This is a genomic window from Bacillus sp. FSL R5-0654 (genome assembly GCF_038008745.1).
Classification (GTDB): domain Bacteria; phylum Bacillota; class Bacilli; order Bacillales; family Bacillaceae; genus Bacillus; species Bacillus safensis.
Window position 1 is genome coordinate 2106325 of the sequence record NZ_JBBOZV010000001.1, and the last position, 15010, is coordinate 2121334.

The 15010-nt window shown below is 41.3% G+C and carries 18 protein-coding genes; 1 reads left to right on the forward strand and 17 read right to left on the reverse strand.

Going from position 1 to position 15010, the window contains the following annotated elements; genetic code table 11:
* Positions 1 to 35 precede the first annotated feature (35 nt).
* The 14 genes from hepT to NSS76_RS10570 all read right to left on the reverse strand — a co-directional run bounded on the left by hepT (position 36) and on the right by NSS76_RS10570 (position 11385).
* On the reverse strand, positions 36 to 998 hold the full coding sequence (hepT, locus tag NSS76_RS10505) for a heptaprenyl diphosphate synthase component II (RefSeq protein WP_024422809.1): 963 nt from the start codon (positions 996 to 998) through the stop codon (positions 36 to 38).
* Positions 999 to 1022: 24 nt separating this feature from the next.
* A complete protein-coding gene (locus tag NSS76_RS10510) occupies positions 1023 to 1727 on the reverse strand; it encodes a demethylmenaquinone methyltransferase (RefSeq protein ID WP_024422810.1) in 705 nt (234 codons plus the stop codon).
* Between the two features lie 3 nt (positions 1728 to 1730).
* Positions 1731 to 2498 carry a heptaprenyl diphosphate synthase component 1 gene (locus tag NSS76_RS10515; RefSeq protein ID WP_149126512.1) on the reverse strand — a complete coding sequence of 256 codons (768 nt, stop codon included), beginning with the start codon at positions 2496 to 2498 and terminating at the stop codon, positions 1731 to 1733.
* A 115-nt stretch (positions 2499 to 2613) separates the two neighbouring features.
* On the reverse strand, positions 2614 to 2844 hold the full coding sequence (mtrB, locus tag NSS76_RS10520) for a trp RNA-binding attenuation protein MtrB (protein ID WP_008344541.1): 231 nt from the start codon (positions 2842 to 2844) through the stop codon (positions 2614 to 2616).
* A 24-nt stretch (positions 2845 to 2868) separates the two neighbouring features.
* Positions 2869 to 3438, reverse strand: a complete 570-nt coding sequence (gene folE, locus NSS76_RS10525) for a GTP cyclohydrolase I FolE (protein ID WP_003215789.1) — start codon at positions 3436 to 3438, stop codon at positions 2869 to 2871.
* 190 nt (positions 3439 to 3628) lie between these two features.
* The gene (gene hbs, locus NSS76_RS10530; RefSeq protein ID WP_003215863.1) at positions 3629 to 3907 is read right to left on the reverse strand and encodes a non-specific DNA-binding protein Hbs; all 279 of its coding nucleotides are present in this window, start codon (positions 3905 to 3907) and stop codon (positions 3629 to 3631) included.
* A gap of 374 nt (positions 3908 to 4281) precedes the next feature.
* Positions 4282 to 5760: a stage IV sporulation protein A gene (spoIVA, locus tag NSS76_RS10535; protein WP_008344534.1), complete on the reverse strand. Its 1479-nt coding sequence runs from the start codon at positions 5758 to 5760 to the stop codon at positions 4282 to 4284.
* A gap of 204 nt (positions 5761 to 5964) precedes the next feature.
* Complete coding sequence (locus tag NSS76_RS10540; protein WP_024428087.1) at positions 5965 to 6690, reverse strand: hypothetical protein; 726 nt, start codon at positions 6688 to 6690, stop codon at positions 5965 to 5967.
* Between the two features lie 18 nt (positions 6691 to 6708).
* Positions 6709 to 6912 carry a DUF2768 domain-containing protein gene (locus NSS76_RS10545; RefSeq protein ID WP_024422813.1) on the reverse strand — a complete coding sequence of 68 codons (204 nt, stop codon included), beginning with the start codon at positions 6910 to 6912 and terminating at the stop codon, positions 6709 to 6711.
* A gap of 266 nt (positions 6913 to 7178) precedes the next feature.
* Positions 7179 to 8216 (reverse strand): NAD(P)H-dependent glycerol-3-phosphate dehydrogenase, encoded by a 1038-nt coding sequence (locus NSS76_RS10550; RefSeq protein ID WP_024428086.1) that lies wholly within the window; start codon positions 8214 to 8216, stop codon positions 7179 to 7181.
* Positions 8217 to 8230: 14 nt separating this feature from the next.
* Complete coding sequence (gene der / locus NSS76_RS10555; protein WP_024422815.1) at positions 8231 to 9541, reverse strand: ribosome biogenesis GTPase Der; 1311 nt, start codon at positions 9539 to 9541, stop codon at positions 8231 to 8233.
* A gap of 159 nt (positions 9542 to 9700) precedes the next feature.
* Positions 9701 to 9895: a capping complex subunit for YIEGIA gene (locus NSS76_RS10560; RefSeq protein ID WP_008344527.1), complete on the reverse strand. Its 195-nt coding sequence runs from the start codon at positions 9893 to 9895 to the stop codon at positions 9701 to 9703.
* Between the two features lie 6 nt (positions 9896 to 9901).
* Positions 9902 to 10786, reverse strand: a complete 885-nt coding sequence (locus tag NSS76_RS10565; protein ID WP_024422816.1) for a YIEGIA family protein — start codon at positions 10784 to 10786, stop codon at positions 9902 to 9904.
* Complete coding sequence (locus NSS76_RS10570) at positions 10783 to 11385, reverse strand: YphA family membrane protein (RefSeq protein WP_443983699.1); 603 nt, start codon at positions 11383 to 11385, stop codon at positions 10783 to 10785. The genes NSS76_RS10565 and NSS76_RS10570 overlap by 4 nt, the downstream gene beginning before the upstream one ends.
* Positions 11386 to 11505: 120 nt before the next feature.
* Here NSS76_RS10570 and NSS76_RS10575 point away from each other — a divergent pair, with 120 nt between their 5' ends.
* Positions 11506 to 11637, forward strand: coding sequence for a YpzI family protein (locus NSS76_RS10575; RefSeq protein ID WP_073206119.1), 132 nt, complete (start codon positions 11506 to 11508; stop codon positions 11635 to 11637).
* A gap of 203 nt (positions 11638 to 11840) precedes the next feature.
* On the opposite strand, the gene fni is transcribed toward NSS76_RS10575, so the two are convergent.
* The 3 genes from fni to cmk all read right to left on the reverse strand — a co-directional run bounded on the left by fni (position 11841) and on the right by cmk (position 14963).
* Positions 11841 to 12896: a type 2 isopentenyl-diphosphate Delta-isomerase gene (fni, locus tag NSS76_RS10580; protein WP_122631047.1), complete on the reverse strand. Its 1056-nt coding sequence runs from the start codon at positions 12894 to 12896 to the stop codon at positions 11841 to 11843.
* A 14-nt stretch (positions 12897 to 12910) separates the two neighbouring features.
* The gene (rpsA, locus tag NSS76_RS10585) at positions 12911 to 14062 is read right to left on the reverse strand and encodes a 30S ribosomal protein S1 (protein ID WP_024422818.1); all 1152 of its coding nucleotides are present in this window, start codon (positions 14060 to 14062) and stop codon (positions 12911 to 12913) included.
* Between the two features lie 223 nt (positions 14063 to 14285).
* Complete coding sequence (gene cmk, locus NSS76_RS10590) at positions 14286 to 14963, reverse strand: (d)CMP kinase (RefSeq protein ID WP_024428083.1); 678 nt, start codon at positions 14961 to 14963, stop codon at positions 14286 to 14288.
* Positions 14964 to 15010: the final 47 nt, after the last annotated feature.

Consider the following 15010-nt stretch of genomic DNA (forward strand, 5'->3'; position numbering starts at 1 on the left):
AAATTTCACAAAAAAACCAATCAACATCACGTTGATTAGAATTTTCGTTTCCCAATATATTTTGCAATGGAGGCGAGTGACGTTCTCGCACGTCCTCGAGGAAGTTTGTCGAGCTGTTCAAAAGCTTTTTTCAAATACATTTCACTCACTCGAATCGAGCGGTCGATCGCATCTGTTTGTTTGAGGCTTTCAATGACAGGCTCCAGCTGCTTCTCCGTCGTTTCACTATTGATCAGCTTCAATTGACCTTCTAGTGTCGGATTTTTCAGTGCATATAAGACTGGGAGTGTGACATTCCCTTGTAAAAGGTCTCCTCCGACAGGCTTGCCCAGCTCTTCTTCAGTTGATGTGAAATCAAGGACATCATCAATGATTTGATAGGACATGCCGACATAGTATCCAAACCAATAGAGGGCTTTATGTGTTTTTTCATCTGTACCTGCTGCAATGGCGCCTAATTGACAGCTGCCTGCAATGAGCAAGGCTGTTTTTCGTTTGATTCTTCTTAAATATGTACGGAGGTTTTGATCCATATTATATTTATCTTTCACTTGCTCTATCTCACCAAGACAAAGCTCGACGACCATTTTTGACAAAATTTCATGTGCCATTGGGTGATTGATTTTTGTCATGTATTCAAGTGATCTCGCAAACATATAATCCCCTGTGTACATGGCAATTCTGTTATCCCATTTTGCCTTTATCGTTGGTTTGCCTCTTCTCAGCTCTGCATCATCAATGACATCATCGTGAACAAGTGATGCCATATGAATCAGCTCGAGGGCAACGGCAACATATTTAATTTTATTAATGTCATAGTCACCAAACATGCCTGAAAGGAGAACAAAAACGGGGCGGATTCGTTTTCCGCCCGCTTGCAGCAAATGAAGACCTGCTTCACTTAATAATGCATAATCAGAGCGAACTGTTTGTTCAAGCTCTTTTTCAATTATATCGATATCATGATTTAAAAAAGAGATCATTGCTTTTAATTTCATTATCTTCACCCAAATATCGTTTATTCAAAGCTTCTTTCCGATATGTGTTGCTGCTACACCGCCTGTAAATGGATGATACGAGACATCAGACAACCCGGCCTCTTCGAACAGAGCCGCCAGCTCTTTCATGCCAGGGAACGTTTTGGCTGATTCTTGAAGCCATGAATACTCCTGATAGCTTTTGGCAAACAATTTACCAAAGAGCGGCATAATGTATTTGAAATAGATGTAGTAGCCCTGTTTAAAGCCGATCATCTCAGGCTGTGAAGTCTCGAGACAGACAACCATTCCGCCAGGCTTCACTACTCTTGTCATTTCCTTGAGCACTGTTAAATAATCAGGAACGTTTCTAAGTCCAAAACCGATGGTGACATAATCAAATGAGTTGTCCTCAAAAGGGAGCTCCATCGCATTGCCATGAAGCAATTCAATTTGTTTGTAGCCCCCAGTCTTCACCTTCGTTTCTCCAACACTCAGCATGTTTTTACTGAAATCAAGGCCTTTGACCTCGCCTTTTTCTCCAACAGCATCTGCAAGCGCAATTGTCCAATCGGCTGTCCCGCAGCATACATCTAATGCTTTAGACCCTTTTTGCACATTCATAAGTTTCATTGTTTTATCGCGCCATTTTTTATGCTGTTTAAAGCTGATGACAGAGTTCATTTGATCATAGTTTTTATAAATTTTTTCAAATACACCGTGTACTCGCTGTTCTTTTGATTGCTGCATGACTTACCCTTCTTCCACTTTCTGATGGTACGCAGGCTCATTTTTCATATGATCCAAGCGATTTAATAGCTCTTTTTGAACGACCGGAGATGAAACAAGATGCTCCTTGATCGTTCGTTTGGCCTTTTCATAGCCTTCATTCTCAAAATTGTCAAAGCACGAATAGGCGTCCCTATAACGATCGTTCAAAAAAAGTTTTAAATGTTTGTCATTTTCTGCTTGTTTCATGAAGCGTTTATAAACAAGAAAACGACTTGCAATCTCATTCCAATGCGTTAATTGAAAATGCTCAGAAATCCTTTGGAAAAGCGCAGATTCAACTGTAGCTACACTTTTGTAAAAGTGCGCTGCATCTTGAATGGACCGGTCATACAGTCTAATTTTATGTTCATTGATCTCTTTGATCGCCGTAGCGAGCGTGCGGATCATATAAATGTCTTTCATGTCAGAGAGAAGAGAATAATAGAGACCGCTGAAATAGTCTCCTGCCAGGATGGTCAGCTGACGATTTTTGAATTCGTCTTGCTTGATGGCTGCAGCAGTTGTGACTTCGTCATGGGTATCAAGGGCAATTTGCACAAGCATCGCCGTTAAAATATAATTTTCTTTTTTCTCTGCATCAATTTGAGCTTCTTCAAACATTGCATGAAAAAGAAGGAGCTTATCTTCATCGATGAGTGGTGCGCGTAAATGCTTCGCCAAATAAGGATGAGAAAGCTTTTTATTTAATTTTATATTTAGATTAGATAAAATTCCGTAGATGTCTTGCAAAGATATCACCCTTGTCCCAAAAAATTACAGTTTCATATGTAGACCTGCACATTGTATAGAGATTTATTATACCATATCAGCTCTCACTTTTATGCTATCAAGTGCTACAAGTTCTTTATTTCTTTGCTTCGCTTTGAATTTCGCCGAAGCTTGTTTGAATGACAGCATCGCCTCTTACTTTGATCGCTGACGTATGCTCAGTAAATTGTGCAATGATCACTTCACCTTTATCGAGTTTCTCGGAATGGTGAAATCTTGTATCAGAGCCTCTTGTTAGGCCGATGACGTTTACACCATTATCAATGGCTTTAATCACCACAAAATCAGATGCTTTATTTTCACTCATTTTGTTCACCTTCCATCTATTGAATTAGTCGTTTTTAATAAAGGAAAGCACTTCTGCTCTTGCGGCTGCATCATTTGCAAATGTGCCGCGGACGGCTGATGTGACTGTTTTAGCGCCTGGCTTTTTCACTCCGCGCATCGTCATACACATATGCTCTGCTTCAACGACAATCATCACGCCATGCGGATTAAGTGTTTCCACCATACTATCTGCAATGGTTGATGTAATGCGTTCCTGAAGCTGCGGGCGTTTAGCCACGGCTTCTACAGCTCTTGCCAGCTTACTAAGTCCCGTTACTTTTCCTCCGCGCGGAATATAAGCAACATGGGCTTTCCCGTAGAAAGGCACAAGGTGGTGTTCACACATTGAATGGAAAGCAATATCTTTTACAAGGACGAGTTCTTCGTGGTCTTCGCCAAAAATGGTTTTAAAATGTTCTTTTGGATCTTCATTTAATCCCGAGAACACTTCTTCATACATTTTTGCGACTCGTTTTGGGGTATCAAGAAGTCCTTCACGATCCGGATCTTCTCCGATTGCTTTTAATATATCGCGTACCGCGTGTTCAATTAATTCTTTATTTATTTCACTCATGTATTATATCCTCCAAAGGCGATTACATTTCATTCAGATTCTAGCACACTTCAGATCCTAAAAGCAAAGGAGAGCGTTCTAAACGAACCTTTTGATTCAAAAGGAAAAGCCCCTTATGAAAGGGGCTTTTCTAGACCAGTGTGAAACTGTATATGTATAACTCCTTCAACAGGATCATTACACATAACGATTATTTACCTGCCACCGCGTCTTTAAGTGCTTTACCTGGTTTGAAAGCAGGTACTTTGCTTGCAGGGATTTCGATCTCTGCACCAGTTTGTGGGTTACGTCCTTTACGAGCTGAACGCTCACGTACTTCAAAGTTACCAAAACCAATAAGTTGGATTTTGTCACCATTTTTAAGTGCATCTAAAATTGTATCAAAAACAGAATCAACTGCTTTTGTCGCGTCTTTTTTAGATAACTCGCTTGCTTCAGCAACCGCGTTAATAAGTTCTGTCTTGTTCATGCCTTTCACCTCCTCCCAAAAATATGCATTCAGTAGATTGTTATCATTTCTTCACAATTCATCTTCTTTCTATACCCTTTTTCAGAAAAAAAGAGCGTCTAGAAAGCGTTATACATGGCTTTTCATTAGAAAACATCTCTTTGAAGGAATGTTTGTCCAACAAAGTGAAGATTTTCTGTAAGTAGATTAACACATATGAAATACCATATCAAGCATTTTAAAGGGAAGAATCCTTATTCGTCAAGGATTAAGGGCACTTTTGCGAACGAATATTCCTAATTTCAGCCTGAATCTGACTAATCTTTATACAATTGTCTTTTTATGACTCATTCTACACGCAAAAAAAAGACCCCATCAATGAGAGGTCTCACTTGCTATAAAATAATCGCGATCAAACCGCCTGATCCTTCGTTAATGATTCTTTCAAGCGTTTCCTTCAGCTTATATCTTGCGTTTTCCGGCATGAGAGACAGCTTTGCTTGAATGCCTTCTCTGACAAGGGAGCTGAGGGAACGGCCAAATATATCTGAATTCCAGATCGAAAGCGGATCATCTTCAAAGTCTTGCATTAAGTAGCGGACGAGCTCTTCACTTTGTTTTTCTGTTCCGATAATCGGTGCAAATTCGCTCTCTACATCTACTTTGATCATATGAATAGATGGAGCGACCGCTTTTAATCTCACGCCGAATCTTGATCCCTGCCTAATGATTTCTGGCTCATCTAAACTCATATCTGATAACGCTGGCGCTGCAATCCCGTAACCAGTCTGCTTCACCATTTTTAATGCGTCTGATACTTGATCATATTCTGTCTTAGCATGAGCAAAGTCTTGCATGAGCTCTAGAAGATGGTCTTTTCCTCTAATTTCTACACCAACCACTTCTTTTAAAATATGATCATATAGATCATCTGGCGCATACAGGTCAATCTCCGCAATCCCCTGACCCATTTCAATTCCTGCTAAACCCGCTCTTTCGATAAAATCAAATTCACTGAATTGACCAACGACACGGTCGACATCTCTTAATCTTTTAATATCCTTTACAGTTTCCTTTACTGAATCCTGATAGCTCTCTCTCAGCCAGTGATCTTCTTTTAGCACCATCACCCAGCTTGGCAGGTTCACATTCACCTCTAGAACTGGGAATTCATATAATGCTTCACGAAGAACGCTGAGTACGTCTTGCTCTCTCATACTTTCTACGCTCATGGCGAGTACTGGAATATCATACTTTTGGCTAAGTTCCTGCCGGAGCGCTTCTGTTTCAGGATGATATGGCCTCACAGAGTTAATGACCATAATAAACGGCTTTCCAACCTCTTTGAGTTCATCAATTACACGTTCTTCAGATTCAATATAATCATGTCTTGGAATTTCTCCAATGGAACCATCTGTTGTAATGACTACACCTATTGTTGAATGCTCTTGAATGACCTTGCGTGTACCAATTTCCGCTGCTTCATGAAACGGGATTGGCTCTTCATACCACGGCGTATTGATCATTCTTGGGCCATTTTCATCTTCATACCCGCGCGCACCAGGGACAGTGTATCCCACACAATCGACAAGTCTGATGTTGACATCAAGGCCGTCACTCACGTGAATTGATGCTGCTTGATTCGGTACAAATTTTGGCTCTGTGGTCATAATGGTTTTTCCTGCTGCGCTTTGCGGCAATTCATCCTGTGCTCTTGCACGATCTGCCTCATTATTGATATTCGGGAGCACCACGAGCTCCATAAACTTTTTAATAAACGTAGATTTCCCTGTACGAACAGCGCCAACGACTCCTAAATATATATCGCCTCCTGTTCGTTCAGCGATATCCTTGAAAATATCGACTTTTTCCAAGTGATCCCCTCCCGGACTTGCTATCCTCGTTTTCAAATTAAATACTCTATTCTTCAATCAAACTGTGCTTGAAAGGTGTCTGGACAATATATGTGTATGACGTTGTCCTATTTGAATATGACACCTTTTTGTTTTGAGAGTAAGTTTAGCCATAAAAAAACCTTTCTCCTCATTTATATGCAGAGGAAAAAGGTTCATTCTTGTTTATGACGTCTTTTTTTCTAAAAAGGCAGGCTCACCTTTTTTGTTGATGGTATATGGGACAGAAAACGCGGGTACAAACGGGGTTTCCTGCCAATATACATCTTGAATGTTTTCACCTGGTTTCAGCTTTTGCTTCGTATTCTTCAAAATGTGAGCAAAATCACTGCGGTAGTCCACATAGATGTCACCGTTTGATGAAATCAGTAATGGGAGGGAATTCCCTGTCACAGGACTTATCACCGCAGGCGGCGATTTTAATCCTAGTTTTTTTTCATTTAACGTATATAAATTGGCTGATACGACTTTGCCGTATGGCGGATATGTATGTTCATCTTGATACATCTTGATTCTAAGCCGTAATTCATTGATGGTCTGCGTCATTTTGACATCAAGCAGTTTCACTGTGGGTTTCTTTTCGACGTCTGTGAGGACATAAATATATTCGCCCCCGCCTTCATAAGATGTAGACGGTACATCGTGTAAATATCTTGGTGACAAGCGCTTAAAGTCGATGACATATTTCTGATAAACCGGCGTGTCTGCTTCTTTCGTTTCTATAGGCAAAAGACCATTTGTTGCTTTTTGAAATTCCTCAATCGCTGTCTGTACACTTTGCAGCTGCTCTTCGTATGGCACCCGGTTCTCAGCTTTGCGATTTTCTGGATACAGACATCCTGTTAATAAAATAAGTGCTAACAGTGTGACACTGACTTTTGCTTTGATCATCACATTCTTCCTTTTTCTTTATTCATTGACCGGTCCGCTAAAGACAACTAAAAACACAATGATACCTGATATCAGCATCAAGCTGTATGCAACGGTCGAGGCCGTTATTTTAAGAAATTTGCTTTTCAGCTTAAACCTGCTGAGATAAATGGTTACTACGGCTAAAAACATGAGCCCCATTGAACCAAGCGCAAACCACATCTTGATTAAAGCAAAACTCATCGTGCCTGTCCCCCTTCAAAACGAACGAATTGTAAGCGTTTATATTTCATTTTAAACCAAAAATAAGGTAAATATCAATCATTTTTCCAATCATTCAGAAAAAAGCGCATAAAAAAACTGAAGCAAAGAGGGGGACTCTGCTTCAGTCATTGGATCGACTATTTTCCTCATTCTGTAGAGGCAAAGCTCTATTCAAACTTCATTGCTATGTTATGCAAGTCTTCCCCTTCTTGCATCCTCTACATGCCTAAGTTCAGTCTTTCCTTTTATTTTGTTTGGTTTTCAAACATGTTCACAAGGTCTTCCATCTCATGTGTTTTCACACGTGCCATCAATGATTCTACAGCATCGTCCACCTTTTTCCCTTCAAACAGGACGCCGTAAAGAGCCTCTGTGATCGGCATGCTGACCTTGTATTCTTTGGAGAGCTGATAAGCGCCTTTTGTTGTGCGGACGCCTTCGACAACCATGCCCATTTTTTCAAGCACTTCTTCGAGCTTATATCCTTTACCGAGTAAATTCCCGCAGCGCCAGTTACGCGAATGAACACTTGTACATGTCACGATCAAATCGCCAACGCCTGTTAATCCAGCAAATGTAAGGGGATTCCCTCCCATTTTTGTGCCAAGACGTGCGATTTCAGCAAGTCCTCTTGTGATAAGCGCCGCTTTTGCATTGTCACCATATCCAAGTCCGTCTGTGATACCAGCCGCAAGAGCAATGATATTTTTCAATGCGCCGCCAATTTCCACCCCAATCACATCAGGGTTGGTGTACACTCTAAAATGATTGTTCATGAACAAATCTTGAACAAATTGAGCTGCTTCAATGTTTTCTGACGAGACAGTGACAGTTGTCGGATGACGCAGACCTACTTCTTCTGCATGACTCGGTCCTGATAGGACAACGACAGCCTCTCTTTTCTCAGATGGGACTTCTTGTTCAATCATTTGAGAAATTCTAAGAAGTGTATCTGGTTCAATTCCCTTACTGACATGGACAAATGGCACCTTCGATGAGATCAGCTCATTTGCCTGCTTCAATACCTCACGAATGGCCTTTGTTGGCACAGCGACAATAACCGCCTCTGTCCCCTCTAAAGCCTGCTTCATATCGGTTGTCGCCTGAATAGACGCTGGCAGTTCGACATTTGGCAAGTAATCATGATTTTCATGTTTCTCATTGATTTGATCAATGAGCTCTTGTCTATGTCCCCACATGTGTACATCATGATGATTATCAGCTAATACAAGCGCAAGAGCTGTTCCCCAGCTGCCTGCTCCAAGTACTGAAATTTTCTTCATCCTGCTCACCCTTTTTATTTTCTCGCTCTCGCAAATATTTTAATCGGTGTTCCTTCAAAACCAAATGCATCTCGAATGCGGTTTTCTAGGAAACGCTCATAAGAAAAGTGCATAAGCTCTGGATCGTTGACAAACACAACGAAGGAAGGAGGCTTAATGGCCACCTGTGTTGCATAGTAAATCTTTAGGCGCTGTCCGTTATGGGTCGGCGTTGGATTCATCGCCACCGCATCCATGATGATATCATTTAAAATATTGGTTTGAACGCGCATTGCATGGTTTTCGCTTGCTGTGATAATGGACGGCATTAATGTATGAATTCTCTTTTTCGTAAGAGCAGACATAAACAAGACAGGTGCATAATCAAGGAATTGAAAATGCTCGCGGATGTTTTGCTCAAATTCCTTCATCGTACGCTCATCTTTTTCAACAGCATCCCATTTGTTCACAATGATGACAACAGCTTTACCAGCTTCGTGTGCATATCCAGCAATTCGTTTATCCTGCTCAATAATGCCTTCCTCGCCGTCAAGTACAACAGCGACAACGTCAGAGCGGTCAATGGCTTTTAATGCACGAAGTACACTGTATTTCTCTGTTGTTTCATATACTTTCCCTTTTTTCCTCATACCTGCTGTATCAACAATGACAAAGTCACGCTGATTGTACGTAAACATCGTATCGACAGCATCTCTTGTTGTACCAGCGATGTTGCTGACAATAACGCGGTCTTCTCCGAGCATCGCATTCACTAAAGAAGATTTCCCTACATTCGGACGGCCAATTAAGCAGAACTGGACAACTTCTTCATCATATTGCGTATCCGGTAAATTCTTAAAATGTTCTGCCACTGCATCAAGCAGATCACCAAGACCTAATCCGTGTGTTCCAGAAATCGGATACGGCTCGCCAAATCCGAGTGCATAAAAGTCATACACGTCGCTTCTCATTTCAGGGTTGTCCAGTTTATTGACAGCAAGTACAACTGGCTTTTTCGTGCGATATAAAATTTTTGCGACTTCTTCATCCGCAGATGTCACACCATCTCGGCCATTCACCATAAAGATAATGACATCCGCTTCGTCCATTGCGATTTCTGCCTGATGGCGAATTTGCGCCAAGAATGGCTCATCTCCAATATCAATTCCACCAGTATCTATTAAATTAAAGTCATAATTTAACCATTCAGCAGAGCTATAGATTCGATCTCTTGTTACACCAGGTGTGTCTTCTACAATCGATATTCTTTCGCCTGCGATTCGATTAAAAATTGTAGATTTTCCAACGTTGGGCCTTCCAACAATGGCTACGACAGGTTTACCCATAGTACCCTTCCTTTCAATCCAGCCGCGATTCAATATGTTCATCATCATGTTTCAACCGGGATTTATAATTTTCATTCAGTTTTATGAAATAAACCCTTCAAACATGAAGGGTTCAACTTATATATTATATCAATTTTTAATCAGACCACAATGAATAACTTAAAAATGTTTGACAATCAAGTAAAGATCTTCTCCAATGCCGTGTGCAATTCCATCTAAAATGGCCTCTAAATTCATGGCATACATGTCGAGCTCTTCTTTATTTTCACAGAAAAAAACCGCTGTTCCGCCAATGACCCGCTCTTTATTAGTTGTTGCCACAGCCAATATAAATTGTTCAATGGTGTTCGCCATGCCCTATTACCTCACTTTCTTTTTAATGAAATCTGTCGGCATTCTTATGGCATTTTCTAAAATAGGCACCTCTTCTAATACACGGACAGCCAAATCTTCACGCTGCCATTGCGGTAAAATGAACACACCAAGTGTACCGGTATTCAGATCACGTTTTGCGAGTGGACAGAGCGATGGTTCACCAGAATCGCGGTACACACCAAGCACGTTCGATAAATCAAATAAAATGGCTTGCCGCTGTCCAAGGTTAGCAATCGTTGTAGCAGAGTTGAAATTTTTCGGTGTCAAAATAAAACCCATCCCATGCTCTAAAATGAGCTTTTGCTTTTCAGGCAGCCCGATATTCATAATGTATATATCATTCACATAAAGCCCTGCCCCATCAAAGCGAAGTTCCCCTTTTTGAATGCTGACGATATCCTTTAATTGACTGCCTGACATTAATAGCTTTGCCATGAAAAAACAAAGAATACCGACCACTGTTCCAACAACAAGCGAGAAGAAAATACAGGCTGTCGTTGTAATAAGTGCAGTGAGAATCGCAATATAATTTCGACTTTCAAAGGCAATGGCAATGCCTTCTATATATGTACTGCCTCGTGAGACAAGCTCATACGAATCCATTTGGGTTAACGTATTTCTTTCCATATTTCGGACATCTCGAAATTGCGTGGCTGCCAAAGTGAGAAAGGTAATCGCTGTAAATTCCTCCTGAATTAGTGCAGGCATAATGATCGCACCTAATCCTGACGCAATAAAACCAAGTGCAATGTGAATCACTTGTCCATGAATATACGTAGGGTATTGCCGGTAATCCGTTCTTAACATGTAAAGTCTGGCCGCCATCCCAAAGATGACACCAATAATCACAGGAAACGTATAGTCTGTCATGTTGATTTTGCAGCCCCTTTTACTGATTTTCTTGATGAACGGGCGTTCAAGAGCTTTTCAAACTGATCGACACCTAATAGGAAGACGGCTCCTTGTACAACGAAGGAAAGAAAAGAGAGATCCCCTATGACAATTGATGATGTGAGGCGGTGAATCGTCAGCGCATAAAGGGCTTCGCCAAGACATACTGACATCATCCATAAGGTGATTCTTTCCGTTAACGGCTGTCCATATGTCATACACATTAAGATCAGCAGGGCAAATACGACCCAATCCACCTTTATTATCGTGAACCAAACAGGGTCATATAATGCAAATATCATAAAAAAGGCATACGCGCTCACCATCGAGCCCAATTGCATGATTTTCATCATTCGGTAACTAGGCCTGAATATGACGAAAGCAGCACATGCATATAAAAAAGTCATCAAGAAACCCGCATTGATGCTTATATCTAAAACGGATATCATGACATGACTGAATATAATATGGACAAGTACACAGATGCCCAGCACGGTGCGCCACAAACTTTTTTCCATGATAAATGTCACCATAATCCAAACGAACCATATAGACCAATAATAGTACAAAGCCTCCAACGCCTCATCACCTCAATTACATTATGGGAAAATCCCCAATTTTTAAACATGCGGATCGTTACCGGCTTTGTATGAAATAAACAAGAGGTGACACCCTAATAACCTGAGGAGGGATACATGATGGGAAAAGATAGACAGGAAAAGCGTTTAAAGGCGTCAAGAAGAGTGGAATCTGACCGCGATCAATCCATTCATCATAAGGGTGCAACAGCATTAGAAGGTCCAGAAAGCGCTCGAAAAAGAAATCAATAAAAAAAGGCATGTGATCATCACATGCCTTAGATTTGTTGACAAAGGGCTAAAATGATGTTTATTTTAGCCCTTTGTCTTCTTTTCAGCGTGATAGAAAACCTTTGCAGCCCTAGGAAGGACGAGTACCGGAGCGGAGCGAATTGTACATTCGTGAGCACCGGCACCGAATGCGAGGGTTTGTCTACGCGCTGAGGCATGTGATATCACATGCCTCTCTTACTATAGTACGTTGTGTCAACGCCTCTTTCTTTGAGCCAATGACTTGTTTCCCCCGAGATCACAACTTGAGCCTGTCTCAGTTCTTCAATCGTCTTCACGCCAAGCACTGTCATCATCATCTTGATATCTTCTTGAAGTTCCATGATATCTGCGATGAGGCCGCTTTCTCCTCCACTGGTCAATGATTTTAAGAAAAATCCAGCTAGACCAGCAGCAGATGCGCCAAGAGCCATTGATTTGGTTACATCAAGAGCATCTTGAATACCTCCGGAGGCTAAAATCGTTTGATTCGGAAAGGCTGTATGTACTTCAGCAAGACTCGCTGCAGTTGGAATTCCCCATTGATCAAAATAACGAAGTGCTTTTTGGCGGCGGAGATTTTCAATCTTAGAAAAGTTCGTTCCACCAAATCCGCCTACATCAACGGCTGCAACCCCAGCATGGAATAACTTTCTTGCCGTCTCCTTGCTCATGCCAAATCCGACTTCTTTTACAACAACAGGCACACCAACAGATTCAACGATAGCTGCAATCCGCTCAAGCGCCCCTCTGAAATCGCGATCGCCTTCAGGCATGACAATCTCTTGGATGACATTCAGATGAATTTGGAGCATATTTGCCTCGAGCATGTTGACTGCTTCTTGAGCTTGCTTCATTGTCGCTTCACTGCCTAAATTCGCAAATACAATTCCATTCGGATTGACTTTACGAACGACTTCATATGTTCGTCTTTCTTCTTTATCTTTCAGTGCAGCCATTTGTGATCCAACTGCTACTGGGATATTGGTCTCCTTCGCTGCGATCGATAAAGAGCGGTTGATCTCATAGGTGGATTCTCCGCCTCCGCCAGTCATTGCATTGATAAAAATTGGCGAACCGAAAGTCAGTCCGCCAATTGTCGTATGTGTATCAATTTGTGATGTCGCAAGATCTGGTAAACTGGCGTGAACGAAGGAAACATCATCTAAACCTGTTGCTGCATGCTGGCCAGTGGACAGCGCATGCTCGATATGCTGCTTCTTTCTTTCTGCTCGCGTCAATTTTGATCACCAAATTATTTTAGTTTATTGAGTTTATCGCCGATCAGGTCACCAAGCTGGAATCCGCTTGTGTTTTCTTCTTTCGCCTGATATTGACGATAATCCTCTTCGATTTGTTTTTCAGGATTTTCTTCTAAATCACGGATGCTTAGTGAAATGCGCTCTTCGTCTTCATTCACATCAAGCACTTTCACTTTCACAGTCTGCCCTTCTTCAAGGACTTCTTGCGGCGTGCCGATATGTTTATGAGAGATTTGGGAAATATGCACAAGCCCTTCTACACCTGGCAGAATTTCAACAAATGCACCAAAGCTCACAAGACGTTGAACGGTTCCTTCAAGCACATCACCTTGTTTTACCTTTTCACCAATTTGGCTCCAAGGTCCTGGTAATGTTTCTTTAATAGATAGTGAGATACGTTCGTTATCACGATCAACAGCAAGTACTTTGACCTTGACTTCTTGTCCTTCTTCTACTACGTCAGATGGCTTTTCAACATGCGCATGGGATAGTTGAGAAATGTGAACTAATCCATCAATGCCGCCAATGTCAACAAATGCACCAAAATCAGTAAGCCTCTGCACTTTACCATCAATCACACTGCCTACTTCAAGCTTTTGCAGGAAGTCTTGCTTTTTGTCTAATTGCTCTTGCTCAACGACTGCACGGTGCGAGAGAATCACGCGATTTTTTTCGCGGTCAAGTTCTACCACGACAAGTGAGAGTGTTTTCCCTTTGTAATCTGTGAAGTCTTCTACATAGTGTGCTTCTACAAGAGATGCAGGAATAAATCCGCGTACACCAATGTCAACGACAAGACCACCTTTTACAACGTCTTTTACTTCAGCTTCAAATACTTCTTTTGTTTCAAACTTTTTCTCTAGGTCTTCCCAAGCGCGGTCTGCATCAACAGCACGTTTAGATAAAATCAAAGCATCGTCTTCGACCTTTGTTACTTTAAGCTCTAACTCGTCGCCATCTTTCACGACATCTGATGCTTTTTCAACGTGAAGACTTGATAATTCACTGATTGGGATGATACCAGGTTGTTTCACATTGACGATATCTACATTGACATGCTTGTCCTCAACTTTAGAAACAATCCCTTTCACTACATCTCCAACCTCTGGTACCTGAACATCGATTTGATTCATTTCCTCTGTCATTTCGATAACCTCCTTGGTCCAAACCTACACAGCTTAGTTAAAACGACTGGGCGAATATGTGTCTTAAGCATGATGATTGCCAGCCGAATATGTATTATAGAAACATTCAAATCAATATAATTGCTTGAATGATCAATAAAAATAGTATTAGTATAAACTTCTAATAAAAGACCTTGTTTGTCAAGAGATAAACCTCTAACTTATAAAAGTTTTCTAAAATTTCTTACTGTTTCTCCACGCGGTCTGCTGCATCTAAAATTTTCCCGGCCACCTCTTGAATAGAAAGGGAAGTGGTGTCAATTTCAATGGCGTCATCTGCTTTCTTCAAAGGTGAAACTTCGCGCTCAGAATCAAGCTTATCGCGTCTTGCAATCTCTTCGATCAGCTGATCGTAATTGACATCGTAGCCTTTTTTCTGATTCTCTTCAAAGCGGCGTTTTGCTCTTTCTTCTACTGATGCAAGCAAGAAAATTTTCACTTCAGCATCTGGAAGTACGTGAGTGCCTATGTCTCTTCCGTCCATAACGACGCCGCCTCGTTTGCCAAGCTCTTGCTGCCTGCGGACCATTTCTTCCCGAACAGCTCTGTGCTTTGCAACAACCGATACTTGGTTGCTTACGCGGTCTGTGCGAATATCCTCTGTGACATCCGTATTGTTTAGATGGACTTTTTGACCCTCGTCTGTTGTTACTAGTTCAATGACCGTTTTTTTCAGTAATGAATCAAGTGCCTGTTCGTCTTCAAGGTCTACACCTTGATTGAGTGCCGCAAGTGTAATCGCGCGGTACATAGCACCTGTATCAATATAAATATATGATTTTTTGGCTGCGACAATTTTTGCCACAGTGCTTTTGCCTGCTGCTGCAGGACCGTCAATTGCAATAGATAATTTCTTTTTCATAATACCTCTCCTTGATTGAATCTCCCTTATGAATTGTAACACGATCA

Coding starts and splice junctions, on each gene's coding strand:
- NSS76_RS10565 (WP_024422816.1), bottom strand. CDS start 10,786: ATGACAGACTATACGTTTCCTGTGATTATTGGTGTCATCTTTGGGATG.
- NSS76_RS10545 (WP_024422813.1), bottom strand. CDS start 6,912: ATGAGTTTTGCTTTAATCAAGATGTGGTTTGCGCTTGGTTCAATGGGG.
- hbs (WP_003215863.1), bottom strand. CDS start 3,907: ATGAACAAGACAGAACTTATTAACGCGGTTGCTGAAGCAAGCGAGTTA.
- folE (WP_003215789.1), bottom strand. CDS start 3,438: ATGAGTGAAATAAATAAAGAATTAATTGAACACGCGGTACGCGATATA.
- der (WP_024422815.1), bottom strand. CDS start 9,541: ATGGGTAAACCTGTCGTAGCCATTGTTGGAAGGCCCAACGTTGGAAAA.
- NSS76_RS10560 (WP_008344527.1), bottom strand. CDS start 9,895: ATGGCGAACACCATTGAACAATTTATATTGGCTGTGGCAACAACTAAT.
- cmk (WP_024428083.1), bottom strand. CDS start 14,963: ATGAAAAAGAAATTATCTATTGCAATTGACGGTCCTGCAGCAGCAGGC.
- NSS76_RS10540 (WP_024428087.1), bottom strand. CDS start 6,690: ATGATCAAAGCAAAAGTCAGTGTCACACTGTTAGCACTTATTTTATTA.
- NSS76_RS10550 (WP_024428086.1), bottom strand. CDS start 8,216: ATGAAGAAAATTTCAGTACTTGGAGCAGGCAGCTGGGGAACAGCTCTT.
- NSS76_RS10575 (WP_073206119.1), top strand. CDS start 11,506: ATGGGAAAAGATAGACAGGAAAAGCGTTTAAAGGCGTCAAGAAGAGTG.
- hepT (WP_024422809.1), bottom strand. CDS start 998: ATGAAATTAAAAGCAATGATCTCTTTTTTAAATCATGATATCGATATA.
- NSS76_RS10510 (WP_024422810.1), bottom strand. CDS start 1,727: ATGCAGCAATCAAAAGAACAGCGAGTACACGGTGTATTTGAAAAAATT.
- mtrB (WP_008344541.1), bottom strand. CDS start 2,844: ATGAGTGAAAATAAAGCATCTGATTTTGTGGTGATTAAAGCCATTGAT.
- rpsA (WP_024422818.1), bottom strand. CDS start 14,062: ATGACAGAGGAAATGAATCAAATCGATGTTCAGGTACCAGAGGTTGGA.